The 23,318-nt window shown below is 39.5% G+C and carries 22 protein-coding genes; 7 read left to right on the forward strand and 15 right to left on the reverse strand.

What is annotated here, in order from left to right:
* Positions 1 to 12 precede the first annotated feature (12 nt).
* Positions 13 to 222, reverse strand: coding sequence for a small, acid-soluble spore protein, alpha/beta type (locus ACZ5XR_RS04795; RefSeq protein ID WP_464500538.1), 210 nt, complete (start codon positions 220 to 222; stop codon positions 13 to 15).
* Between the two features lie 283 nt (positions 223 to 505).
* Here ACZ5XR_RS04795 and ACZ5XR_RS04800 point away from each other — a divergent pair, with 283 nt between their 5' ends.
* A complete protein-coding gene (locus ACZ5XR_RS04800; RefSeq protein ID WP_464500539.1) occupies positions 506 to 748 on the forward strand; it encodes a hypothetical protein in 243 nt (80 codons plus the stop codon).
* Between the two features lie 39 nt (positions 749 to 787).
* On the opposite strand, the gene ACZ5XR_RS04805 is transcribed toward ACZ5XR_RS04800, so the two are convergent.
* The 8 genes from ACZ5XR_RS04805 to ACZ5XR_RS04840 form a co-directional block, all read right to left on the reverse strand.
* Positions 788 to 1,900: an ABC transporter ATP-binding protein gene (locus ACZ5XR_RS04805; RefSeq protein WP_464500540.1), complete on the reverse strand. Its 1,113-nt coding sequence runs from the start codon at positions 1,898 to 1,900 to the stop codon at positions 788 to 790.
* 104 nt (positions 1,901 to 2,004) lie between these two features.
* A complete protein-coding gene (locus tag ACZ5XR_RS04810; protein WP_464500541.1) occupies positions 2,005 to 2,910 on the reverse strand; it encodes a PucR family transcriptional regulator in 906 nt (301 codons plus the stop codon).
* Between the two features lie 90 nt (positions 2,911 to 3,000).
* Entirely contained in the window at positions 3,001 to 3,192 is a 192-nt protein-coding gene (locus tag ACZ5XR_RS04815; RefSeq protein WP_464502224.1) for a hypothetical protein, read from the reverse strand.
* A 76-nt stretch (positions 3,193 to 3,268) separates the two neighbouring features.
* Positions 3,269 to 3,478: a YheE family protein gene (locus tag ACZ5XR_RS04820; protein WP_464500542.1), complete on the reverse strand. Its 210-nt coding sequence runs from the start codon at positions 3,476 to 3,478 to the stop codon at positions 3,269 to 3,271.
* Between the two features lie 77 nt (positions 3,479 to 3,555).
* Complete coding sequence (locus ACZ5XR_RS04825; protein WP_464500543.1) at positions 3,556 to 4,608, reverse strand: YheC/YheD family endospore coat-associated protein; 1,053 nt, start codon at positions 4,606 to 4,608, stop codon at positions 3,556 to 3,558.
* A complete protein-coding gene (locus ACZ5XR_RS04830; protein WP_464500544.1) occupies positions 4,605 to 5,969 on the reverse strand; it encodes a YheC/YheD family endospore coat-associated protein in 1,365 nt (454 codons plus the stop codon). The genes ACZ5XR_RS04825 and ACZ5XR_RS04830 overlap by 4 nt, the downstream gene beginning before the upstream one ends.
* Positions 5,947 to 7,050 (reverse strand): YheC/YheD family endospore coat-associated protein, encoded by a 1,104-nt coding sequence (locus ACZ5XR_RS04835; RefSeq protein WP_464500545.1) that lies wholly within the window; start codon positions 7,048 to 7,050, stop codon positions 5,947 to 5,949. Before ACZ5XR_RS04835 ends, ACZ5XR_RS04830 begins: the two co-directional genes overlap by 23 nt.
* A 1-nt stretch (position 7,051) precedes the next feature.
* A complete protein-coding gene (locus tag ACZ5XR_RS04840; protein ID WP_464500546.1) occupies positions 7,052 to 8,419 on the reverse strand; it encodes a YheC/YheD family endospore coat-associated protein in 1,368 nt (455 codons plus the stop codon).
* Positions 8,420 to 8,575: 156 nt separating this feature from the next.
* Between ACZ5XR_RS04840 and ACZ5XR_RS04845 the strand changes: the two genes are divergently transcribed.
* Together ACZ5XR_RS04845 and ACZ5XR_RS04850 are read left to right on the forward strand one after the other, a co-directional pair.
* Entirely contained in the window at positions 8,576 to 8,923 is a 348-nt protein-coding gene (locus ACZ5XR_RS04845; RefSeq protein WP_464500547.1) for a YlbF/YmcA family competence regulator, read from the forward strand.
* Positions 8,924 to 9,061: 138 nt separating this feature from the next.
* On the forward strand, positions 9,062 to 9,931 hold the full coding sequence (locus ACZ5XR_RS04850; RefSeq protein ID WP_464500548.1) for a Cof-type HAD-IIB family hydrolase: 870 nt from the start codon (positions 9,062 to 9,064) through the stop codon (positions 9,929 to 9,931).
* A gap of 43 nt (positions 9,932 to 9,974) precedes the next feature.
* Here ACZ5XR_RS04850 and ACZ5XR_RS04855 read toward each other — a convergent pair whose 3' ends face one another.
* The 6 genes from ACZ5XR_RS04855 to ACZ5XR_RS04880 form a co-directional block, all read right to left on the reverse strand.
* Positions 9,975 to 10,766, reverse strand: a complete 792-nt coding sequence (locus ACZ5XR_RS04855; protein WP_464500549.1) for an enoyl-CoA hydratase — start codon at positions 10,764 to 10,766, stop codon at positions 9,975 to 9,977.
* 122 nt (positions 10,767 to 10,888) lie between these two features.
* A complete protein-coding gene (locus tag ACZ5XR_RS04860) occupies positions 10,889 to 12,400 on the reverse strand; it encodes a coproporphyrinogen III oxidase (RefSeq protein ID WP_464500550.1) in 1,512 nt (503 codons plus the stop codon).
* A 75-nt stretch (positions 12,401 to 12,475) separates the two neighbouring features.
* Positions 12,476 to 14,074: a DcuS/MalK family sensor histidine kinase gene (dcuS, locus tag ACZ5XR_RS04865; RefSeq protein WP_464500551.1), complete on the reverse strand. Its 1,599-nt coding sequence runs from the start codon at positions 14,072 to 14,074 to the stop codon at positions 12,476 to 12,478.
* 34 nt (positions 14,075 to 14,108) lie between these two features.
* On the reverse strand, positions 14,109 to 14,792 hold the full coding sequence (locus ACZ5XR_RS04870) for a response regulator (RefSeq protein ID WP_464500552.1): 684 nt from the start codon (positions 14,790 to 14,792) through the stop codon (positions 14,109 to 14,111).
* 221 nt (positions 14,793 to 15,013) lie between these two features.
* Positions 15,014 to 16,267 (reverse strand): dicarboxylate/amino acid:cation symporter, encoded by a 1,254-nt coding sequence (locus ACZ5XR_RS04875; protein ID WP_464500553.1) that lies wholly within the window; start codon positions 16,265 to 16,267, stop codon positions 15,014 to 15,016.
* Between the two features lie 205 nt (positions 16,268 to 16,472).
* Positions 16,473 to 16,658 carry a YhzD family protein gene (locus ACZ5XR_RS04880; protein WP_464500554.1) on the reverse strand — a complete coding sequence of 62 codons (186 nt, stop codon included), beginning with the start codon at positions 16,656 to 16,658 and terminating at the stop codon, positions 16,473 to 16,475.
* A 121-nt stretch (positions 16,659 to 16,779) separates the two neighbouring features.
* Here ACZ5XR_RS04880 and ACZ5XR_RS04885 point away from each other — a divergent pair, with 121 nt between their 5' ends.
* The 4 genes from ACZ5XR_RS04885 to ACZ5XR_RS04900 all read left to right on the forward strand — a co-directional run bounded on the left by ACZ5XR_RS04885 (position 16,780) and on the right by ACZ5XR_RS04900 (position 23,271).
* Entirely contained in the window at positions 16,780 to 17,679 is a 900-nt protein-coding gene (locus tag ACZ5XR_RS04885) for an ABC transporter ATP-binding protein (RefSeq protein ID WP_464500555.1), read from the forward strand.
* Entirely contained in the window at positions 17,672 to 18,925 is a 1,254-nt protein-coding gene (locus tag ACZ5XR_RS04890) for an ABC transporter permease (protein WP_464500556.1), read from the forward strand. The genes ACZ5XR_RS04885 and ACZ5XR_RS04890 overlap by 8 nt, the downstream gene beginning before the upstream one ends.
* A gap of 117 nt (positions 18,926 to 19,042) precedes the next feature.
* Positions 19,043 to 20,263, forward strand: coding sequence for a metallophosphoesterase family protein (locus tag ACZ5XR_RS04895; RefSeq protein WP_464500557.1), 1,221 nt, complete (start codon positions 19,043 to 19,045; stop codon positions 20,261 to 20,263).
* A 17-nt stretch (positions 20,264 to 20,280) separates the two neighbouring features.
* Complete coding sequence (locus tag ACZ5XR_RS04900; RefSeq protein WP_464500558.1) at positions 20,281 to 23,271, forward strand: ATP-binding protein; 2,991 nt, start codon at positions 20,281 to 20,283, stop codon at positions 23,269 to 23,271.
* Positions 23,272 to 23,318 lie beyond the last annotated feature (47 nt).

Consider the following 23,318-nt stretch of genomic DNA (forward strand, 5'->3'; position numbering starts at 1 on the left):
GTTGACTTACGATTAACGAGCGAATCCGCCGCCGCCAAGTTGAGATTCAGCCATTGCAACTAGACGCTTAGTGATTTCTCCCCCAACAGATCCATTTGCACGTGAAGTTGTGTCTCCACCAAGTTGAACGCCAAACTCAGAAGCAATTTCGTACTTCATTTGATCAAGTGCTTGTTGAACGCCTGGTACTAAAAGTTGATTAGAGTTGTTGTTACTAGCCATAGTTGAATAACACTCCTCTTAATAAGTTTGGGGTCAGTATGGAATTGAACCATAATTGATATTAGATACCATTGCCACCTTGGCCTAACCCATATTGTTAAGTTATTAGTGTTGGAGATGGTTTGTTCATTTGTTGCTTGGTTGTGTTTTTGTTGCTTTGTATTCTCTATTATGTTTCAAAATGACTGGCTTATTCGAAAGAATAGTTGGTAAGTTATTCCTTTACTTGTATTTTTCAAATTACATAAACTAAGGCAATAAATTTTTAAAAGGGTGAAATAGAATGACGATATGTCCCGTTTGTAACGGACTTAGACAACTCTACTTATTATGTTCTGATTGCGGTGAAGCTATGATGGAAAGTGGAAAGTTAATGGATTACTATGATGATTACAGTCCATATATGGAAATTGATTTAATGAAATTGGAGGATGGCTATCCAGATACACATTCAGGGCATAAATGTCCGCATGTATATCGCTGCCCTACATGTCAGAGAGATGAAATTATTTTTATAAAAGAATAAAAGGCTGACCCTTTTGGGTCAACCTTTAAATGATCTTGATTATTTTTCATTAGCTGGTCGAATTCTTGATTCGCTGTCCACATCGAAGAAATGGGCTTTGTTAAGATCAAAGGCAAGATCAAGAGAATCACCAGGGTGGATATCGCTGCGTGAATCGAGTCGTGCAACAAAGTCCTGCTCAGCGATAGTGGAGTACACCATTAATTCAGCACCGGTTAATTCGGCAACTTCGATTTTAGAGGTGAATTTTGTTCCGCTGGATGCTTCAATAAACACTGGCTCATCATGAATATCTTCCGGACGAATACCAAGAATGATTGGTTTTCCAACATATCCTTGTTCACGTAAGAATTTCATTTTACCTTCCGGAACTGAAAGCGAATGGTTTCCAATCACGAATTTTCCATCTTCAAGTTTCCCTTGTAAGAAGTTCATGGCAGGAGAGCCGATAAATCCGCCGACAAAAACATTTTCCGGTCTTTCATAAACTTCTTTTGGTGATCCAACTTGTTGAATGATACCGTCTTTCATAACAACCAAACGAGTTGCCATGGTCATCGCTTCTGTTTGGTCATGGGTAACATAGATGGTAGTTGTATTCAAACGACGGTGCAGCTTTGCAATCTCAGCACGCATGGCAACACGAAGTTTTGCATCAAGGTTTGATAATGGCTCGTCCATTAAGAATACCTTTGCATCACGAACGATCGCACGTCCCAATGCCACACGCTGACGTTGTCCGCCGGATAGAGCTTTTGGTTTACGAGTTAAGTAAGCTTCAAGTCCAAGAATCTTTGCCGCTTCATTTACTCGGCGGTTGATTTCATCTTTAGGGAATTTCCGAAGCTTTAAGCCGAATGCCATGTTGTCATATACTGTCATATGTGGATAAAGCGCATAGTTTTGGAATACCATGGCAATGTCACGGTCTTTTGGCGCAACATCGTTTACTTTTTTTCCATCGATGTAAAATTCGCCTTTCGAAATTTCTTCAAGGCCGGCAATCATCCTTAATGTCGTTGATTTTCCGCAGCCTGATGGACCAACAAAAACGATAAATTCCTTATCATCAATGTGTAAGTTAAAGTCTTCAACAGCCGTTACCTTATTATCATAAATTTTATAAATATGATCCAATTTTAATTCTGCCATTGATTAAACCCTCCCTGTTCTTGTTGACTTAAGTTTACAAGGATTGGCGGAAAATACATATAGACAGGTTGCACAAAGATAATGATAAGCGTTTGGGCAACTTGTTATTTCTTGTTGTTATATTCAAAAAGCAGACAAGCTAAAAAAACAGTAAATGCTCCGTAAAAATCCTTTAATTGAATTTCCGTTTTCTCTGTAAATTTATCGATCCGATATTGCAGCGTATTCCGGTGAATGTATAATTTTTTAGCAGTGACACTTGCATTAAGATTATTTTCCAAAAAAGTTTTTATATTTGAAAACATATCCATTTCTTCCTCAAAAACCGCAGTAAGTTGCTGAAGTCGTTCTGTTAAAGTCATCGGCAAATGCTGTGCCAGAAATGCTGGGAAAATCCGTTCAAATGTAAATATCGCCGAAGAAACAGGATAGTTTTGCGCAAAGATAAAGTACTCTTTTTCCAGATGGAATAATGAAACAATTTGCTTCGATAAAGGATGAAATTTTCCAATATAGAAGGATATTTTCATGTAAAAATCACTTTCTAATGTTTCTGACATTGCTATTAAATCCTTTTCAGAAAGAGAAATTTCCTTCTTCTCCTCGATGACCACTCCACTGTTCTGATTTTCCCAAACAATGATAATATCGTCAGTAAAAAAACCCATTAATGCAGATTCTAATTCCGCTTGGTCAATGCCAGTTCCTTTAAACTGAAAGTGAATAAATCGGAATAATGTTTCCGGCCTACAAGATGGAAGTTGACCATTTGCATATAGAAAATCATGCCAGTTCTTTGCCGCTGCCGAAGGAACAGGTCTAGAAATTTCGATTAATTCGAAGAGTGTTTTAAGCAGCGTTAATTCCTTTTCACTAACATCGGTTTTAGGAATTCCAACCCAATATTTTTCCTGCTCATCAAAAAAGAGATAATGTTGTTCAGGGGGATGTTCCGGCAGAGAAGAATACAATATCGATTTGTCATAAAAAGATAATAATTTTTTTAACATATTTTTTCTCCGTTATAAAAAGATTGCTTTCATTATAGCAAGTAATCATAAAAAAGGCTGAACCGAAGAACGGATCAGCCGATTTTCAATTTAACATTCATATGGTGGTTCTTCTTCAACGAGATCCCGGGCTTCTTCAATATTCGTGCATTCATAACGCGCATGAACGGAGCCACCGGACATTCCCTCATTTATCATCCGGTCAATATCTAAATATGCCCTATCGCGCCCTTCATAAACTGAACCAGCATTCGTCAGATTTTCCTTTTTGTCCTCCAACATCATCATCCCTTTCCGCTTTTCTCCTTTTTAGTTTGCGAAAAGGGATTGTTTTCATGCAAAAATATCAAAGAATGACTTATTCATATACGTGATAAAGCATTAGCTCATGGATTTGGCTCTTCAAGGATTCCAAATCTTCTTCTCCGGGAGTCAAGGACGTCCACTCGATATTCCCGGTTTGATGATAAATTCCCGTATATCTTTGTTTATTGTAATAAAAAGAAAAAGTCCAGCCGGGGATATTTTGATTTTTAAATAAGGGCTTGAACTGAAAATGGATGAGCAACTTAAATCATCTCCTTCAAGATCTTTCTCTTATTAGCTTACATTGTTTTAACGATAATTAACATATAGGGAGTGCTATTAATGAGCAGTAAGCTGGAAACATAATCGGCAGAGCTGGGTGATTTTTTGTTGTTCAATTTCTGTTTCATCAAAGCTCATTGGTTTTGAATTGACTTCAAATAGGTAGTAGCTCCCTTCGCAAGTGACACAGGCATCAATTGAAAATTCACCGAAAAAGCCTAACTGCTCTGATAAAACCTTCCCAATCTGAGTGACCACCGTTTGAATAAAATGATCATGTTCTTTAGACTGGAAAAGACGATAGGGAAGAAGTCTTCCCCCAGTAGGGATGTGGGTTGTAATGTCTTGTTCTTGTGCCTGCCTGATTCCAATTCCTGTCACTTTATATTCATGACCATCAGCATGGGCAAGGATTCGGAAATCATAACGTTTTCCTTCATAGAGGGCTGACTGAATTTTCTCCTGAGCGATATAGTTTTTATCAAGAAGTTCCTTTTCCCATTGGAGCCAAAAATCTGTAAAGGTGGGAAAAGATTTTAAAGTCGTCAGTCCCGCTAATTGAATATGCTTGTTTTCCATCCAGGATAGTTGATAAATTCCATTCCCTTTTGACGATCGAGCTGGTTTAAGATAAATCTTTTTTTGTTCATGAAGAAATGTGGATAATGCGTTTTTCTCATTCACGTGGATGGTTTTCGGTAAATATTTTTGGAGGATGGGATGGTGCTTCAAAAGACAGAAGAGCTCATATTTATCAATAAAACAGGGGTTAAAATACGGGATCTTTCTTATTTTTAATGTGGAAAAGAAATTAGTACATCTGCTATCTTGTTCAGATTTTCGGAATGGAATGCGGTTATATACAAGGTCAGGATAAGGAGCTTTCACCTGGACCCAGTTATTTTGATCTGGAAGAAATGTATACCCTTCAATAGAATCATCGTGCACTCCTTCTATTGTAAAAATAAAGCTTATTCCACCCAGTGAAATAAGCTTCTTTTGCAGCTCTTTAAAAAGGGCGATGTTCCCTGATACAGTTCCATTCCGGTTTTGCGCCGTCATGATTCCGATTAGTGGCCCTGGATAATCTTTTTTCACCAGCATTTTCATTTGAATAGTTCCTCAGGATGGTATATGGATTGCTCTGTTATAAAGACTGCAAAAGCAATCGCTAATTTACGGGTTAAAAGGTCGAACTCTTCAAGGTCAGGATGACTAAAAATAGACCGGCCCGGTTTTGAATTGGCCTCAAACAGCCAGATGTCACCACTCTTGTCAATTCCCATATCAAAGCCAATCTCACCAATAATCCCTTCCATGTTTTGATCCAATGCATTGCTTAAAAGAAGGGCTGCCTTTTCCAGCTTTTCAGTATATAATGCAGATTCTTCAGAGGTGAAAAGCTCCGTCAACGTTTTAATTTCACCGCCGCTCCGGGCGTGGGTCGTTACACTTCCGACCCCGGCGATTTTTGCGGCTATAGCGGACACCTGCCAGCTGCCAGACTCATCTTTATTGGTATGAACGCGGAAATCAATGGCCCGCGCATCCTTTCTTAGTAAATGAATCCCTTGTTGTACAAGCATTTTATCGAGATTTTGATGAATAAACACATGTTTAAATAATCCCTCTAGCGTGGTGAATTTCCTTAACCTGTTCACACCTTCTTTGTCTTGATAACGGCAATAATATTCCCCTTTGTACTTATCATAAATAATTTGATGAACCCCTAAACCAAGGCTGCCATTTTTTGGCTTCAAAAAAACATGACCATATTTTGAAACAAGCGTTTCAATCATCGAGAAGGAAGTAAAAGGAAAGGTTTCTGGCAGATAGCTGGCAACCGAATCTTCTTGATGAAGCCGATCGAATACATCGAGCTTATTGAAAAATCCCGGATTATACCATGGGATGAGATAATCTTTTTGCAGCCGGTTTTTTACTTTGATTAATTTCGGATTCTCTTCACTTTTTCGATTCGGCAGCCGGTCATAAATGACATTGGGGAGTGGAACATCATACATTTGCCAGGAATCTTTATGAAAAAAATAGCCCTTTATGATTCCTTGTTCCCAATCGATATGCTGTTCGCCAAAGACAAACGGCAGGGCACCAACATTATTTTTTACAGATAAAAGCTTAGAAAAGAAACCAGATCTTTCTCCAATTGGACGATCAGGGAAGGAGGTAAACCCCGAAGTGAAAATTCCAACAAGCGGTCCAAGAAAAAGTACGGAGTTTTCAATGAACGCATGCAGTGGAACAAGCAAATTTGGCAATAGGAGTGCAGTTTGAATTTCTTTGCTAAGGACAATACAGTCATTTTTATCCGGGTGTGGGAAAAAGTCGACTTCGATGGATTTTGCTCCAAAGGCAATTTTTGTCAGTGTTTTGCCCTTGATAAGATCTAGCGGGCAAAACACGACGAGTTGATCGTTAGGAGCGATCTCAAGAGAATAGCGTTTTCGCATAATAGCGCATCCTTTCTTTTCTATCGATCCCGCTCAAGTATTTCCCGTAAAGAAGCGGTGCAAGAGTCAACGTTTCCTTTAAATTTGGCTGTGTTTGTAAAAGTACTTTTCTGCCAGGCTTAGAATTGATATCAAGAATCCAAATCGATCCGTTTTTCGCGACACCAATATCAACGCCAATTTCAAATAACGGCAAAAATTCTTTTTCTAGTAATAGTGGCAGGTTACTAATAATGTATTTTAATTCATTATAAATATATTCTTTTTGGTTAGCAGGGAGAGTGCCGATCCATGTTCGAAAGTCAGTAACAGAACCCCCGGCGCTGAGGTTGGAAAGGATTCCTCCTGTATTGCCTTTTCGAATACCTTTGCCGCGTTCCACCCAATTTCCCTGTTCATTTTTTTGCAGGAAAATACGGATATCAAATGGCTGCAAATCTTCATTGGATAATTCGAGATAGGGTTGAAGAAGATACTGATGCTGCTTTAATAAAGAATATAACCAATTATTTAATTTCGTGATATTAGGGAAAATACGAGAAATAATCTGTTTGTTTTTCTCTGTTTTCACATGATAGCTCTTATCATTTTTCTTAAGATAATAGATCCCATATCCCTGTGAGCCATTTATCGGTTTTAAAATCACTTTTTTATTCGCATTCAATTCCTTAATAACTATGCCGGGTTCGGCAGCCCTTTGGGAATGTGGTAAATAAGCGGCTAATAATGTGTTTTGCAGCGCTTCATATAGATCCAGTTTATTCGGAAGACCATATCCTAAAAATGTAATATCCTCTCTGCTTTTCAGCCAGGAAACGATCGGAGTGCATTGCTTGGAAAGTTCATCCTCACCGTAAAAACAACGGTCATAAAGGATGGAGGGGATGGGAAATTCACTCTCCTTCCAAGTATCAGTGATGATGTCATATTTTTTTCCTTTTACTTGATGTGTGTGCGGATTGATTTGCGATGGGATGAAGTGATAGCATTCCATATTGCAGGAATGGGATTGTTTCGCCATTTCATCAATAAATTGCGCTTCACTATCCATTGTTAAGGTCATAATACCAAAGGCAATCATTTTAAAATTCCTCCTTTTCAGAAGTTGTGTCAAAAGCCAGTTTTGTAGAAAATTGGAGAATCGCCTTGGCTGAAGGCCTGATTTTCCCTGAACTATCCTCAAATTTCTTGGAAGGCTTTGAATTGACTTCAATCAGCCAAAGTTTTCCTTCAGAGGTCACGCCAATATCAATGCCGAGTTCTCCGGTAATACCGGGGGAATAACGGCTTATCATTGTTGACGTTTCAATGGCAAGCTCTTTTATTTGTGCAATTATTTCTTGGGCCAGCTTCATCTTCATACAGGAAAGTAATGCCTGAAGAGGTTTTTTAACGGTTCCACCTCGGGCAATATTTGATACAAATTCGTCCTTCTGTGAAATTCTGGCGACCAGGGAGGTTGTGTTCCAATGGTCATGAAGATTTTTATGGCACAATGCTCTAAAATCCACGTTGCATTCGTCAATTGTTAAGAGGGGAATACCTTGCTGAATAATCGAAATTCTACTTCCCTGTGCAATTTTTAGATGTTCAACTAAAGCTTCATAGCCATTGATTTCGGTTTTGTTTGAAGCGGTGGACTGTATATGAAAGTGGTTATCGTCTTCCTTTGTTATTTTGATAATATTTCTGCCTTGGCTGCCATGTACGGGCTTGATAAACACTGTATTATATTTCTGTAAAAATTCAGCTAAAATTTCCTCTGTGAAAATATTAGTCTCTGGGATAAAGGTGTTCAGCTGCTTCTCTTGAATTAATTGCTCATACACTTCCCATTTAGAGAGAAAGCGATCATTAAAAATCGGGATATTGTATTGTTCAAGGCGGTTTCGAAAGGCTTGAAAAGCATTCGCCTTTTCGAGTCTGCGCGAATGGATGCGATTGTAGACAACATCCGGCAAAGGAAGATCATGTAGTGTCCATTTTTCGTTTTCATAATAAAAGCCCTGTTGCGGAAATTGTTCAAATGAAAAAACATAGAAAAAACCGCCATTCTCCTTGACCCAAAGGTGCAGTTCTTCACAGAATGTGTGGATGGATCGAAAATTTGGCTCCAGCTCACCATTCCTCTGAAAATCGGTCAACAGGCCAATGATTGGGCCGAGGACAAGTGTGTCGGACTCCATTTCATATTTTGCAAGAAACTTATATTGATTTATAGGTAAACAAAATTCTTTGATTATTTTTTCAGGCATTAGGATTTCATTGGATGGTATTTCAGCAATTTGCACTTTTACCCCGATGCATTTTTTTCCTAATCTGAGGGTTAGTTCCCGGTTTTTTTGCAGTTGAAATTGCTGACACAATTGATTCGATATGGTGACAAGATTGTTTTCACCATTTTGCTGTTCCCAAGGAACCACTGAAACCTGCGTTAACTTATGAGACATTATCACTCCTCATTTACTTGCAAAATCTTCTGTTGGTAGGCATTTGCTGATAGTGTATCCTATGTGAATAAGCGTGATTGGTGAACCATCTCGCAATTATCTGCATAGTTTGTTATAGTTTAGTGTAATTGTTTATTGAAAAAGGAGTGGGCTAAAATGGCAGTTAATTTACATGACGCCGCATTAGGATTACAAACGGCAATCCGTCAGAGCAATGAGTATAATCAGTTAAAGCAAATGTATGCTGCAGTAAATGCAGATCCACAGGCAAAGCAAATGTTTGACCATTTCCGCCAAATACAAATGAACCTGCAGCAAAAACAAATGATGGGGCAGAATATCAGCGAGGCAGAGGTCCAACAGGCGCAAGCATCCGTTGCTCTTGTCCAAAAAAATGAAAAAATATCACGCCTAATGCAAGCAGAACAACAAATGAGCATGTTGATTGGTGAATTAAATCAAATAATTATGAAACCGCTAGAAGAGCTTTATGGCAGGGTTTAATAAAAATGCCCTCGGAACTTTTTCCGAGGGCATTTTTTATATCTGTTTGGTCCTTTTTTTCACTCCTGTTCTATTAATAGGCAGAAATTCATAAAAGTGATATAAGGGTAATTTCACCAAAGAATAGGGGGCAACAGGATGATTTATCGCTTGCTAGCGTTAAATATTGATGGCACAATCCTTCAAACTAATGGAAAACTCCATAAAACAACGAAAGAAGCGATTGAATACGTACAGCAAAAAGGAATTTTAGTAACACTCCTGACATCGCGCAGTTTTCCTTCAGCCAAAAAAGTGGCGAGGGCATTAAAAATAAAAACACCGCTCATTACTCATCAAGGAGCATTCATTTCAAGCCCGCATGAAAAGCCGATTTATGTGAAAAGAATAAATGAAGCCATTACTTATGACATTGTCCGTTTCTTCGAGACAATTCCATGTCAAATTCGCCTTGTGCATGAACAATTTTCATTAGCGAATAAACAGAAGAACCATCACAATTTATTAGCCAAAACCGTTTTTACTTCAGGCGATCCGATGTTTTATTCCCAGCAATTTGTTTCATCCTTAAGTGAATACTTGCATGACCAGCAGGTGACCCCTCCTAAAATTGAAATCTATTTTGAAAAAGAAAGTGACCTCCGGGATGCCAAAACGGCTTTGGAGAAAATGTTTACTGAAATTGAAGTGATTGAGCTTAATCCGCTTCGTCTGGATATTGTTCCGGCAGGTGTTTCCAAGTTAACCGGATTAACCTATCTCGGCAATCGCCTTGGAATCCGTTTAGATGAAATGGTCGTCATCGGCGAAGGACTTGATGATATTCCGGCAATTGAAGCAGTCGGCCTCGGGGTAGCGATGTGGAATGCCAATTACGAAGTGAAAAAAGCCGCCGATTGGATTACCCGATCTGAAAATGAAAATGGTGTCGCCTACATGGTAAAAGAGCATTTTCGTAAACAACAGCCAATCGAGTTTCTGCGCAAAATGAATATTATTAAAAAATAAGGAAAAAAGCTATCAAGGTTTATAACCATTGATAGCTTTTCATTTATTTGCCTATAAAATTGGCCGGCCTTTTTTCAAGAAAGGCTTGGATTCCTTCTTGATGGTCAAAAGTTTTCCGCATATTGGATTGACCAAATTTTTCAAGCTCTAAAATTTTAAGTAATTGCGGGCGATTTTTTTCGGCCAAAATCTTTTTGGTCTTAATCATGGCTTGAACAGGACGGTTTAACCAATCTTGAATTCGAGCTTGTAATGCTTCATGAAGCCCATCCTTGGCCACTTCTTGAACCAATCCTAAATCAAGTGCTTCCTCTGCTGAGAGAATTTTCCCATCCCAAATAAGCTGTTTTGCTTTCATTTCGCCTACTCTTTTTTCTAAAAAGAAATGAGCGCCTCCATCCGGAATCAAACCGATTCCAATAAAATTCATTGCCAGCTTACTCGTCTTGTCTGCAATAATATAGTCAGTTGCCAGCGCCAAACTGAAGCCCAACCCCGCAGCAACACCGGTAATGGCGCTAATGGTCAGCTTTGGAATGCTATAAAGGGTAACGGCTAATTCGCTAATGCAGTCCATAATCGGATAGAATTCATCTTCATTCGAGTTGGAAATCATAGTCTTAATATCCCCGCCCGCAGAGAAAGCTCTGCCTTTTCCTGTCAGGACGACAATATCAATTTCGTCCGATTCGCTAATTTCTTTTAGTTTGAAAACCAGTCCCTTAATCAGGTCAGTGTCCAATGCGTTTAAAGCTTCCGGCCTATTCAATTCCACCGTTGCAACGCGACCGTTAACCGTTACATTTACCTTATCCGTTACAAAATTAAATGACACTTCAAACGCCCCCTTAAATTATGCTCAATTCTATTATAAATGGAAAAGAGAGGATAAAAATAGAATTTATGCAAAATAGGGAATTTTCTCGTAATCGGGAGACAAAAAATTCCCCTGCCGATTTATGCAGGAGAACCTTTTTCTGAGAATAATTCATCTAAGATCTTTATTTTTTTCTCTGTATACTCTTCAAAGCTGTCATTGTAGGTTTTTGGATCCTTAGGATTCGCAAAGTGAGTAATTTTCCCGGTTACTGGATCAATAAATTTACTTGCAGCCCCGCAGCCAAGCCCGATAATCGTTTGCTGTTCTTCCATAATCATAATATTGTAGATGCTTTCTTGATTCGGAAGGGCGTAGCCCACATTTTCAAGATTGCCAAGAATATTTTTCTGCCGATACAAATAATAGGGGACATAACCATGAGCTGCCGTCCAGGATTGGGCTAACTCCATCATTTGCTCCACTTCCGTGCGATCAGCCACTTTATACTTAGCCTTATTCTGCGTCATTTCAGACGCCCGTTTGAAGGATAAAGTATGAACAGTCACAGATTCAGGCATCAGCTTTTCGGTTTCATTCAGGGAATGAGCCATTTCAGGCACCCCTTCACCCGGCAAGCCGATAATTAAATCCATATTGATATTGTTCATGCCCATCGACCGAGCCAAATGATATTTTTCAATTGTTTCCGTCACAGTGTGATGTCGTCCGATGGCTTTTAAAGTTTCCTGCGTGTAGGACTGAGGATTTATACTAATTCGATCAATCTCCCATTTTTTCAAAACTTCTAATTTCAGAGGGGTAATCGTATCCGGACGACCTGCTTCAACGGTCACTTCCCGAATTTTCTCAACATCCGGGAAGGATGCATACATTTCCTCATAGAGCATATCCATCTCTTCAGCAGTGATGCTTGTCGGTGTTCCGCCTCCGTAATAGACCGTCGTAATTCGGATTCCTTTTTCCTTCAACCACTGGCCGATTTGCCGCATCTCATAATGTAAACCACCCAAAAACGAGTCAACGGAGCCTTGACGCCCATTAATGGCATAGGCCGGGAAAGTGCAATACGCACATTTCGTTGGACAAAAAGGAATGCCGATATAAATGCTCACTTCTTTTTGCAGCGAATATAAATCCGGCACAACAGCAAGCTGTCGATCAACAATTTGCTGCATAAGCTCGATCTTTTCATCGGTAATTAAGTAATCATCCTTTAATTGCTGGTGCGCCAAAGCTAGAGGAACACCTTCCTGGACTTTCCGATGAAGCAGCTTTGTTGGTCGAACCCCCGTTAAGACGCCCCATTTTTGGGTCATCCCACTCCAATCCTGCAAGACAGTTAAATACACATGAGCAACAGCATTCTTTTTTTGCTTAAATTGTTCCTTTTCAGTTGCAGCAGGAAGGAATTCTTTCTGATATTCAGCATAAAGAGTTTTTCCATTGTTATCTTTTAATTCAGCGGTAACTGAAACTTTTTCATCCACTTGCAATTGAAATGTTATCGTTATATCGGCTTCAGCAGCCGGTTCGGCTAAAATCTGTGATTCTTCAAAAAATAAATTGGCAATCAATTGAAGCTGCCGGTCAAATCTTTCATCCTCTAACCCTATAATTGAAATCCGCAAATAAATCACCTTTCAAAAATAAACTGCTTTAAGTGTACAACCACATCATATCAAGGTCAACATAGTGGAAATCATTCACATTTCAAAAAGATAAGGAATGGTAAGAATAAACCTTGCTCCTTTTCCTTCCTCCGTATGCAGTTCCATGTCTCCATGGAGTTTTTCCAGACTACGCATGACTAGAAATAATCCGATTCCACGATTGCTTCCTTTCGTCGAAAAACCTTTCGTAAATATTTCATCAACGATTTCTTTCTTTATTCCCGAACCATGGTCGGCTACTTCAATGAAAAGGTTTGTTTCATCGTATTCAAAGTGAACAATCATTTTTTTGTTTTCCTGTTCTGTCAGCGATTCTAAGGCGTTATCTATTAAATTGCCTAAAATAGTGATGATTTCATGTGTCATTTCTGCTTTCAATGGTTCAGGTAGAACCCCTTCACCTGTAAACGTTAATTCTGCACCGAATTCTCTTGCATAGCTCATTTTGCCAAGAATAAAACCCGCTAAAACAGGGTCTTTTATTTTACTAATGAGATAACCGACTTCGTTTTCAATATGGTCTGAAATCTGGTTGATGAAATCGGCGAGCTTTTCATAGCGCTGCAGGTGAACCAATCCCAAAATAACGTGCAATTTATTCATAAACTCATGGGATTGTGCCCGTAAGGCTTCTGCATAAAGCTTTACTCCGGTAAGCTCTTCCGCTAACTGATTGATTTCCGTTTTATCACGGAACGTTGTAATGGCTCCGACAATCTCTTCACCAACTCTGATGGGTAAATGATTCGATAACAGGGTAATCCCTGCTATATTAATTTCTTGGTTAATAATCGGGCTTCCGGTTTCGAGAATCTTGTTTAAATGGAGTGTTGGGAAAAATTTCTCCATTTTATGCCCGACAGGACTTTCTTTCATCCCAGCTTCTTCAAAAAGCCGCTGGCCTTCATTATTAATAAGGGTAATGCGTGATTCCTGGTCGACAGCAATAATACCTTCTTTTGTGGACTGCAGCATCGCGCTCCGCTCTTCAAGTAATTTTCCGATTTCAAACGGCTCAAGTCCAAACAAACTTCTTTTAATTTTCCTTGCGAGAATAATAGCCCCGACCACCCCGGTTAAAATGCCAAAAATAACAGCTATATAGATGATGCTTTCACTACTTATGATCACTTGATTCACCTTGTTAAGAGATAATCCGACCGCCACAGCTCCAATTTGTTTCCCATCATTTGAATAAATCGGTGTGAAGGCCCGTAAAGAATATCCTAATGTACCTTTTGCTGTTGAAATATGTTCATGACCATGAAGAGCAGGGCCTTCATCGCCGCCAACAAATCGCTGGCCGATTCGGTCAGGATTGGGATGTGAGATGCGAATTCCCTTCATATTCATCACAACGACGAATTCAACCTTCGTAATTTTAATCAATTCATTGGTATATTTCTGAATGTCAGCTTTATCTCGCTGCCCTGTTAAAGCCTCGAGCACAACAGGGGCATGGGCGGTAATTCTTGCGATATTTAAAGCTTTTTCTTCCTGGTTTTTTTGAGACGTATCCCGAATCTCCCCGGTTAGAAGGAGATCTGTCACTAATAATGATAAAACGACAACGCTGCAGACGAGCAAGGTAATGGTTGTTTGCAGGCTTAAACGCGGTTTTTTTTTGTGCACAGGATTCTCCTCTTTCCTGATGTTTTTAGCAGACTCATAACCTGTACTTATTCATCGGCCGGCCGACTGACCCATATTGTACTTCTATCGAGATATCTCCCTTTTTCTCTAAGTACTCTAAATACCGTCTGACCGTGACTCTGGCTAGGCCAGTACCCTCTGCCACTGCTTCTGATGAGAGTGGTTCAGCTTGTCCTGCTAAGAAATGCAGAATTTGATGCATGGTCCGGTCGTTTAACCCCTTCGGCAGCATCCCCTCAATTATTGATTCAGATGGAGCAGGCTTGATTCCCGATAAGGCATCTAGATCCGCTTGCTCAAAGGGCCGGTTTTCCTTAAACTTTTTGGAAGTTTGACGGTATTGCTCTAAGGCCGTTTGAAATCGATCAAAACGGAAGGGTTTGACGATATAATAGACAACGCCTGCGCGAAAGATTTCCTGAATATGCTTCGGATCGCGATTTGCCGTTAACAGAATCACATCTACCGGGAATTTATGTATTCGAATGTTTTGCAACAGGGAAAGTCCATTCGTGTCTGGCAAGAAGAAATCGAGCAGGACAAGGTCAGGATGTACTTTTTCCATTAACACCATTGCCTCCTTGCCAGTGAACGCTTTTCCAACCAGCTCAAATCCAGGCAGCTTTGTGACAAATTCAGTGTTTATCTGCATAACCATCGGGTCATCCTCAACAATTATTACTCGGATAGGCTGCATCAAATCTCTCCCTAAATCTTTTACTTTTATTATATAGCAAAGAACCAGCCAACGAAGCCGCGGCTGGTTTTTTAAAGCTTGAAAAATCAGCAGTTTTAGAGTAAAAGTCTGCTATCCGAGAGTAAGTCGCCCTTATCCGAGAGTAAGACAACCTTTTCAGAAAGTAAGTCCGCCTTATTCGAGAGTAAAGGCACCCCACAACTCAAAGAAACTGGCAAACTCTAAGCTGTTTTTTCAATTGAGGTTTGGATATTACCATTCTCATCAAACTCTTTTTCCATTTTCGATACAACAACGGTTGCAACGCCATTACCAATGAGGTTTGTCAGCGCTCGGGCAGTCGACATGAAGCGGTCAACCCCGAGCAGTAAGGCAATTCCTTCGACGGGAACACTCGGGAAAGCGGCAAGAGTTGCGGCTAGGGTGACAAATCCAGAGCCAGTTACACCTGCTGCACCTTTTGAAGTGAGCATTAAAACACCGATTAGGGTCACTTCCTGCCCAATGCTTAAATGGACGCCAAATGCCTGTGCAATGAACAAGGCTGCCATGGAGAGATAAATCGATGTTCCATCAAGATTAAAGGAATATCCAGTTGGAATCACCAACCCTACAACAGATTTAGAGCAGCCGTAATTCTCAAGCTTTTCCACCATTTTAGGAAGCGCTGATTCAGAGGAGGAAGTACCTAGAACTAAAAAGATTTCATCTTTAATATAAGTGATAAACTTGAAAAGGTTAAATCGGTAAAACTTCGCTATCGAACCGAGGATGACAACAATGAAAACAACCATTGCCAGTAAGGTTAATCCGAACAGTTTTCCAAGTGATACAAGCGATCCAATTCCAAATTCACCAATCGTATATGAAATGGCACCAAATGCGGCAATTGGTGAGTAGTACATAATGATATTTACAATGCGAAAGAAAACGTCGGAAACCTTTTCAAAAAATTCAAGGACCGGTTTTCCTTTTTCTCCAAGACCTGAAAGGGCGATTCCAAATAGGACAGCCAAAAATAAAATCGGCAGCAGCTGGCCGCTTGCTAAAGCACCCATAAAGTTGTCAGGAATGATTCCAGTGATAAAATCCATAACCCCATGGCTTGTTTCTGCAGCCTGTTGAGTGTATTGAGAAATATCTGCTTTTGCAGCGTGTGCATTTACTCCTGCCCCCGGCTTAAAAATGGTAGCAAAAAAGACGCCTATGGCAAGAGAAATGGTAGAAACAATTTCAAAATAGATTAGGGCTCTACCGCCAATTCGTCCAACTTTCTTTAAATCTCCCATACCCGCAATTCCGACAACGATGGTTAAGAATATAATCGGCGCGATTACCATCTTGATCATTTTAACGAAAATATCTGCGAGAACCTTTAATTCCGCCCCTGTTTTTGGAAACAACGCTCCAAAGATAATCCCCAATACAATTGCAATCAAAACCTGTGTCGTCATACTTTTAAAATTAATCTTCACCAAAACTCCCCCTTTGATCTTTTGATAGATTTGGAAACACTTACATTTCAGACTATTAAAACAATTACAACCCCTAAAGAAAGTATAAAAATTCACGAATAATCTGACAATAATTTGGTTATATCGTTCATTTTGGTGATTTTGGTCAAAAAAATGAGGGCCAGTCCCCCGTCGCTTTAAAGCGACGGGGGACTGGCCCCGCACCTTATGAATGAAATAGCAAAAGTTTCCCGCTGGGTGATGTACAGCGGTGGGTTTTGTCCAATAAGTTTTTTTCAGATAATAGTTTTTCACCTTGTTCTTTTGCGGCTGCATCGTTGTCTGCTTGGAAGGATTCGTCTAAAATCTTTTCCCCGTTGGCTTCGAATGCTGTTAATTTATAGGTTTTCAATTCAAATTCCCCCAAATCATCGCTTGATACTATTATTTTTGCATAATTCGTACAATTTAGCAAAATAAAACTGAAACTTTTAGGCAAAATCCATCGTATAATTATGAGAGGAGAGATTGATATGGTACTTAAACTTGAACATGTGACAAAGCGATTTGGCCAGTTTACGGCTGTGGATGATTTATCGTTAGTGATTCCTGAAAAAGAAATGTTTGGCTTTTTAGGTGCGAACGGTGCCGGAAAAACGACAACCTTCCGAATGATACTAGGCCTTTTAGACACGAGCGGCGGAAGAATCACTTGGGATGACTCAAAAATCGATTATACAACAAGCCATTTGGTAGGCTATCTTCCGGAGGAAAGGGGCTTATACCCAAAACTTAAGGTACGCGACCAAATCGTTTATCTGGCAAGATTAAGGGGCATGCAAAAGAGTGACGCCTTATCCGAATTAAAAATCTGGTTAGAGAAATTTAAAATTCCCGAGTATGAAAATAAAAAGGTAGAGGAGCTTTCAAAGGGAAACCAGCAGAAAATCCAATTTATCGCTGCCGTCATACATAAACCCAAATTACTTATACTCGATGAGCCGTTTAGCGGCCTTGATCCGATTAATGTCGAGCTGCTAAAAGACGCGGTTCTATCCTTGAAGGAAAGCGGAAGCACAATCGTATTTTCCAGCCACCGTATGGAGCATGTGGAGGAAATGTGCGAGCATCTCTGCATTTTACAAAACGGCAGACCTGTCGTTTATGGGGCACTCAAGGAAATTAAGAGGGCTTTTGGTAAAAAGAATCTCGTCATTCATGCTGATTTTTCTTTAGAATCATTAAAGGTCTTTCCGGGAGTCGTAAAGGCAAAATCCACGATGGAAGGAATTCATCTTCAAATTGAAGGAGAATGGGTGGCCGAACAAATTTTAAAAGAAATAGTCAATAAAGGATTTATTCGAAAATTCGCCCTTGAAGAGCCTTCTTTAAATGATATCTTTATCGAGAAAGTAGGTAACTCCTATGAATAAATTTTCGATTATCTTATTTCATACGTATTTAACCAAATTGAAAACAAAATCATTCATCATCACGACCATCATAACGGTGGCAGTTATGTTAGGCCTGACGAATATTAATAATATCATCCACTTTTTTGATAAAAATGGCGGCAAGGACACAGTAGCTGTACTTGATGAAACGGGCCGGCTTTTTGAGCCCTTAAAACAGCAGATCAAAGTAATCAATAAAGATATTATCTTGAAGCAATATTCCGGGAGTGAATTGGATGCTGAAAAAGCCGTGCAATCAGGAGTTTATAATGGATTGCTTCAGCTGACCTTGAATGATCAAAAACTGCCTGCGGCTACCTTTAAAGCTATGAGTATTGCTGATTCTGCAACTTATACAGATATCCAAACAGGCCTGCAGCAATTAAAAACAACACTTGCAGCTTCGCAAATCAACCTAACGCCTGTCCAGCTGCAAAAGCTATATGAACCTGTTTCCTTTAAGAAAGTAGCCCTTGAGAAAAATGCCAAAACAGAAGAGGAATTGAATCAGGCAAGAGGACTTGTTTACGTTCTCCTCTTTATTATTTATTTTGCCGTGATCATGTACGCTAATATGATCGCTATGGAAGTCGCAACAGAAAAGTCTTCAAGGGTAATGGAAATATTAATTTCGAGTGTTTCGCCAATCAAGCAAATGTTCGCGAAAATTCTTGGAATCGGACTATTGAGTTTAACCCAGTTGGCAGTGCTGCTGTCTGTTGGTTATACTTCCATTAAACAAAATATGAATTCATTAAAGGGCGGTTTTTTTGATGCCTTCGGTTTTGGTCATGTTCCGGTGGGTACAATTGTCTATGCGATTGTATTCTTCCTGCTAGGTTATTTTCTTTTTGCGACCCTTGCAGCCTTTTTAGGATCTTTAGTCAGCAGAATTGAAGATGTGCAGCAAATGATCACCCCGATGACAATGCTGGTTGTTGCAGGATTCATGATTGCAATGTTCGGACTAAATAAGCCGGATTCGCCGTTTATTACGGTAACCTCTTATATTCCTTTCTTTACTCCAATGATTATGTTTTTACGCGTTGGAATGTTATCCATTCCTGCATGGGAAGCCTTGTCCGGTATTGGCATCTTGATCGTTACGATCGTTGTATTAGCTATCTTTGGCGCCCGGGTATATAAAGGCGGAGTATTGATGTACGGGAAATCCAACTCCTATAAAGATATTAAAAAAGCGCTGGAATTAACCAAAAACGAATAGAAATGAAAAGAGCTGTTGCCGCATGCACGGCTCTTTTTAAGTAAATCATCAAACAGAACGTGCATTCGCTTTTTGGAGATGTTAAAATAAAGAAAAGGCCACGAAAGGAATCCTATTATGAAGAAGATTTCATTTATTCACGCTGCCGATTTGCACTTGGACAGCCCGATGGTAGGCTTAAAGGCAATGCCGGCAAATATCTTTACAAGAGTTAGAGAAAGCACATTTACGGCCTTAAAGAAACTTACCGCTGAAGCGATTGAACGCCATGTCGACTTTGTCATAATAGCGGGTGATTTATTTGATGGCGAAGACCGCAGCCTGATGGCTCAATCACGTTTCCGTACGGAAATGCTTAAGCTTGCGGAAAGGGAGATCCCCGTTTATGTCATTCACGGAAATCACGATCATTTAAACGGTTCATGGGTTCAGCTTGGCTTGCCGGAAAACGTACATATTTTTAACAGTAAGGTAGAAATGAAAACCTTACAAACCAAAAGCGGAATAACGGTTCATCTTTATGGCTTTAGTTATCCGGTAAGGCATGTTTTTGATAAAAAAATTGCCGAGTACCAAAAGGTCGAAGGTGCTGATTTTCACATAGGCATTTTGCACGGCAATTTAAGCGGCGGTGAAGAACACGATAATTATGCACCGTTTACCATCAGGGATCTGGAGGAAAAACAATTTGATTACTGGGCTCTAGGCCATATCCATAAGAGAAAAATTATATCAGAATACCCTCCGATTGTTTATCCTGGTAATATTCAGGGTCGAAATCGTAAGGAAAAAGAGGTCAAAGGTTTTTATCATGTAACTTTATCTGAAATTGAGGCAAAAATGAATTTTGTTGAAGCTTCCGACATCATCTGGGAAGAAGCGACAATTGATGCCTCAAGGCAATCGAATTTTCATGAGATTCTTCAGCTGTGTCAATCCGAATTGAATCGTGTCCGTAAGGATAAGACTGGCACCTTTCTGACACTTTTTTTAGAAAATGTCCAAATAAATGATGCAAGAGAAAAAAGAAGTTTGGATGGGGAGCTATTGGAACTTTTATTGGAGGAAGAAAAGGACGAAGAAGCATTCGTTTGGCTTGTCGATCTCATCATTCGTGAAAACATCCAGATCGATATAGAACAGTTGAAATCGGAAGCTAATTTTTATGCGGAGCTTTTTAGTACAGCAGAAGGCTTTTCTGATACGGCTCCTGTCATTTCATCATTATATGAGCACCGATTAGGGAGAAAATATTTATCCTATCAATCTGAGAAAGACCAAAAAGAGCTGATTGAAAAAGCGGAGCAGCTGCTAATAAAATTGCTTTATCAAGAATAAGAAAGGGGGGATTGTACGTGAAGATCATTGAGCTCTACATATATGGATTTGGTCAATTGGAGGACGTCCATATTAAAAATTTATCTGACTTTCAGGTATTTTATGGTGAAAATGAGGCTGGAAAGTCTACAATTATGGCATTTATCCATGGCATTTTATTTGGATTCCCAACAAAGCAGCAATCAGGCGAACTACGCTATGAGCCGAAACACAATAACAAATATGGCGGGAAAATTAGAATCTATCATGAAAAGCTGGGGTTTGCGGTAATCGAACGGGTGAAGGGAAAATCAACGGGTGATGTAAAGGTAACGCTGGATGATGGTACAGCAGGCGGAGAAGAATTGCTGAAAGAACTATTGTCAAATATTGATAAGAGTTTATTCCAGGCGATTTTTTCATTTAATTTACATGGCCTGCAGAATATTCATCAAATGCGTGGAGAGGAGATTGGAAAATTTTTATTTTCGGCAGGGACATTAGGGACAGAGCGTTTATCGCAATCTGAAGCAATCCTGCAAAAAGAATTGGATTCCCGCTTTAAGCCAAGTGGTAAAAAGCCGCTTATCAATGAAAAATTACAAGAGCTTCACGAGTTAAATAATGATTTAAAAAAAGCTTCTTCCAAAAATGAAGAATATCAAACCCTTATCGAAAGAATGCAAAAGATACAGCTGGAAATAGGGGACATCAATGAAGGGCTTATCGCAAACCGTGAGAAAATGGAAAAGCTAACCGAATGGAAGAAAATCGAATCGTTTGTTAAAGAAGAAATTTGGACAAAGAATGAAGTGGCTGAAATAGGAGAAATTCAATTTCCTGTCCGCGGAATCGAGCGGATGGAACAATTAAAGCAACTGCTTTATCCTTATCGGGCTCAAATTACCAGCCTGACGGAAAGAGTTGAAAAACTTAAAGCTGAAATAGAGGCGATCGAACCTGACGATTCAGTCCTTGAAAGTGAATCTGAAATGGTCGGTTTCCTTGATCAGCTGCCACTTTTGGAGCAATTAAGGCTTGAGAAGCAGCAATGCGAATCGAAACAATTGGATTTTGAGGAAAAGCTGGTCATTCTTCAAGAGCGGCTTCATTTACCGTTAACAGAAGATGAAATGCTATCGATCAATACAAATATTTATATGAAGAACGAAGTAGAGGAAACGGTACATCAAGGCCGAAAGCTGGATGAACGAAAGCAGGAGTTGGAGGAGAGCTTTCAAGAAGAAAAAATGGCTTTGGAATTGCTGGAAAAAGAAGCCCGTACCGCTGAGGGCAGCATTCTTTCCACATTGGAAAGAAAGAGGCTTGAGGAGCAGTTGAGCAATGGGGATAAAGAGAGCATTGAAAATGAACTAACTGCTATAAAGGATAAAATCAGCATTTATCAGCTGGCGAATAATCAAAATCAAAAATCGCAGGAGCAAAAAAAACTTCAACATTTAATATTTGTGATCATTTTAATCGGCTTTTCTTTATACGGAATCATAACCAAACAATGGTTTTTAGTGTTCCTGGGGATCGCCGGCTCTATAATGATTGGTGTTTTTATGAAACGGGACAAAAATCAGTCAAAAGAAAGGGCAGATTCTCATCCACTTGAACAGCTGAAAAATAGAGAAAAGTTCTTACTGGAAAAACTCCAATCTGCTTCCTATACGAATTTATCTGTTCTTCAAGAACAATTAACCGCAGATAATCACCATAAAGAGAAGCTGCAAATGTTGAAATTAAAGCTTAATCAGCAGCAAATCCAGTATGATAAGGTCATTTCCAAATTTGAGAATTGGGAAGCGGAGGCAGCAAGCTGCAAGGCAAAAGTATTAGCCATTGCCAACCAGCTAAACATTCCTGAGTATATTGCTGTAAATCATCTGCTCGAAGCCTTTCAGCTCATCGAGCAGTTTAAAATAGCAGGACGTGAAAAACGTAAAATCCAAGAACGTCTTGTCCAAATTGAGCTGGAACAAAACAAGATTGTACAGGGAATTATGGTATTTGCAAAGCGTTTTTTACAGGATCACCACCTCGATACCTACAAAACTGGTTTTTTATTGAGGAATAGGTTAAAGGAAGAACATGAAAAGAAGATAATCTATCAAGAGAAAAGGGCTAAATTAACCGATCTAACGGCTGACTTACAGCAAAAGGTCATCGAGCAGGAGCAGCTCCAACAAGAAATGAATCGCTTGTTAGCTGAAGCGATCGCTTCCAATGAACAACAATTCTATGAGCAAGGTGCCAAGGCCGAGAAATTGGCAAAATGGAAGGAAAGACTTTTCGATTTACAAAAGCAGCTTCGGTACTCGATCCTATCTGAACGAGAATGGGAGGGCTATCTTCAAATCTCTAATGGCGATGAAATGATCGAAGAATGCCAGAATAACTCTTCATTATTTATGGAGCGACTGAAACTTCTTCAAGAGGATCAAGCTTCGATTAAATATGAAATACAGGTTCTGGAAGAAGGCGGCGTATATTCCGAGATGCTCCATCGGTTTAAACAGAAAAAATTTGAGTTGGAAGAAGCAGCAAAGGAATGGTCCATTTACTGCATTGCGCAAGATATCCTTTTAAAAACAGTTGAAAAATATAAAAATATTCATTTGCCAAGGATGCTGGCAAAGGCCGAAGAGTACTTATTTTTTCTGACTGATGGGAAATATCATAAAATTCACATGCAAAAATCCGGGACAGGTTTCTTAATCGAAAGATCTGACTATACCATTTTTGAAGCAAATGAACTGAGTCAAGCGACAACGGAACAGGTCTATGTTTCGATTCGACTTGCACTGGCCACAACACTCTATGAAAAATATTGCTTTCCGATTATAATTGACGACAGCTTTGTGAATTTTGACGCACATCGCACCCAAAAAGTCATTGACCTGTTGAAGAGGCTCAGGTCTAATCAAATATTATTTTTCACCTGCCACAGTCATTTGCTTGCGAATTTTGAAGCAGAAAATATTCTTTTCTTACAAAAAGGGGCCATACAGATTCCTTCATAGAGTGATAGTCCAATATGATATACTAGTATCGATAGGGAAGGGGCGTG

This window comes from Neobacillus sp. Fa239 (assembly GCF_055395235.1).

Excerpts from the sequence above, each read along its gene's own strand:
- ACZ5XR_RS04795 (WP_464500538.1), bottom strand. The coding sequence starts at position 222 with ATGGCTAGTAACAACAACTCTAATCAACTTTTAGTACCAGGCGTTCAA.
- ACZ5XR_RS04800 (WP_464500539.1), top strand. The coding sequence starts at position 506 with ATGACGATATGTCCCGTTTGTAACGGACTTAGACAACTCTACTTATTA.
- ACZ5XR_RS04805 (WP_464500540.1), bottom strand. The coding sequence starts at position 1,900 with ATGGCAGAATTAAAATTGGATCATATTTATAAAATTTATGATAATAAG.
- ACZ5XR_RS04810 (WP_464500541.1), bottom strand. The coding sequence starts at position 2,910 with ATGTTAAAAAAATTATTATCTTTTTATGACAAATCGATATTGTATTCT.
- ACZ5XR_RS04815 (WP_464502224.1), bottom strand. The coding sequence starts at position 3,192 with ATGTTGGAGGACAAAAAGGAAAATCTGACGAATGCTGGTTCAGTTTAT.
- ACZ5XR_RS04825 (WP_464500543.1), bottom strand. The coding sequence starts at position 4,608 with ATGAAAATGCTGGTGAAAAAAGATTATCCAGGGCCACTAATCGGAATC.
- ACZ5XR_RS04830 (WP_464500544.1), bottom strand. The coding sequence starts at position 5,969 with ATGCGAAAACGCTATTCTCTTGAGATCGCTCCTAACGATCAACTCGTC.
- ACZ5XR_RS04835 (WP_464500545.1), bottom strand. The coding sequence starts at position 7,050 with ATGATTGCCTTTGGTATTATGACCTTAACAATGGATAGTGAAGCGCAA.
- ACZ5XR_RS04840 (WP_464500546.1), bottom strand. The coding sequence starts at position 8,419 with ATGTCTCATAAGTTAACGCAGGTTTCAGTGGTTCCTTGGGAACAGCAA.
- ACZ5XR_RS04845 (WP_464500547.1), top strand. The coding sequence starts at position 8,576 with ATGGCAGTTAATTTACATGACGCCGCATTAGGATTACAAACGGCAATC.
- ACZ5XR_RS04850 (WP_464500548.1), top strand. The coding sequence starts at position 9,062 with ATGATTTATCGCTTGCTAGCGTTAAATATTGATGGCACAATCCTTCAA.
- ACZ5XR_RS04870 (WP_464500552.1), bottom strand. The coding sequence starts at position 14,792 with ATGCAGCCTATCCGAGTAATAATTGTTGAGGATGACCCGATGGTTATG.
- ACZ5XR_RS04885 (WP_464500555.1), top strand. The coding sequence starts at position 16,780 with ATGGTACTTAAACTTGAACATGTGACAAAGCGATTTGGCCAGTTTACG.
- ACZ5XR_RS04890 (WP_464500556.1), top strand. The coding sequence starts at position 17,672 with ATGAATAAATTTTCGATTATCTTATTTCATACGTATTTAACCAAATTG.
- ACZ5XR_RS04895 (WP_464500557.1), top strand. The coding sequence starts at position 19,043 with ATGAAGAAGATTTCATTTATTCACGCTGCCGATTTGCACTTGGACAGC.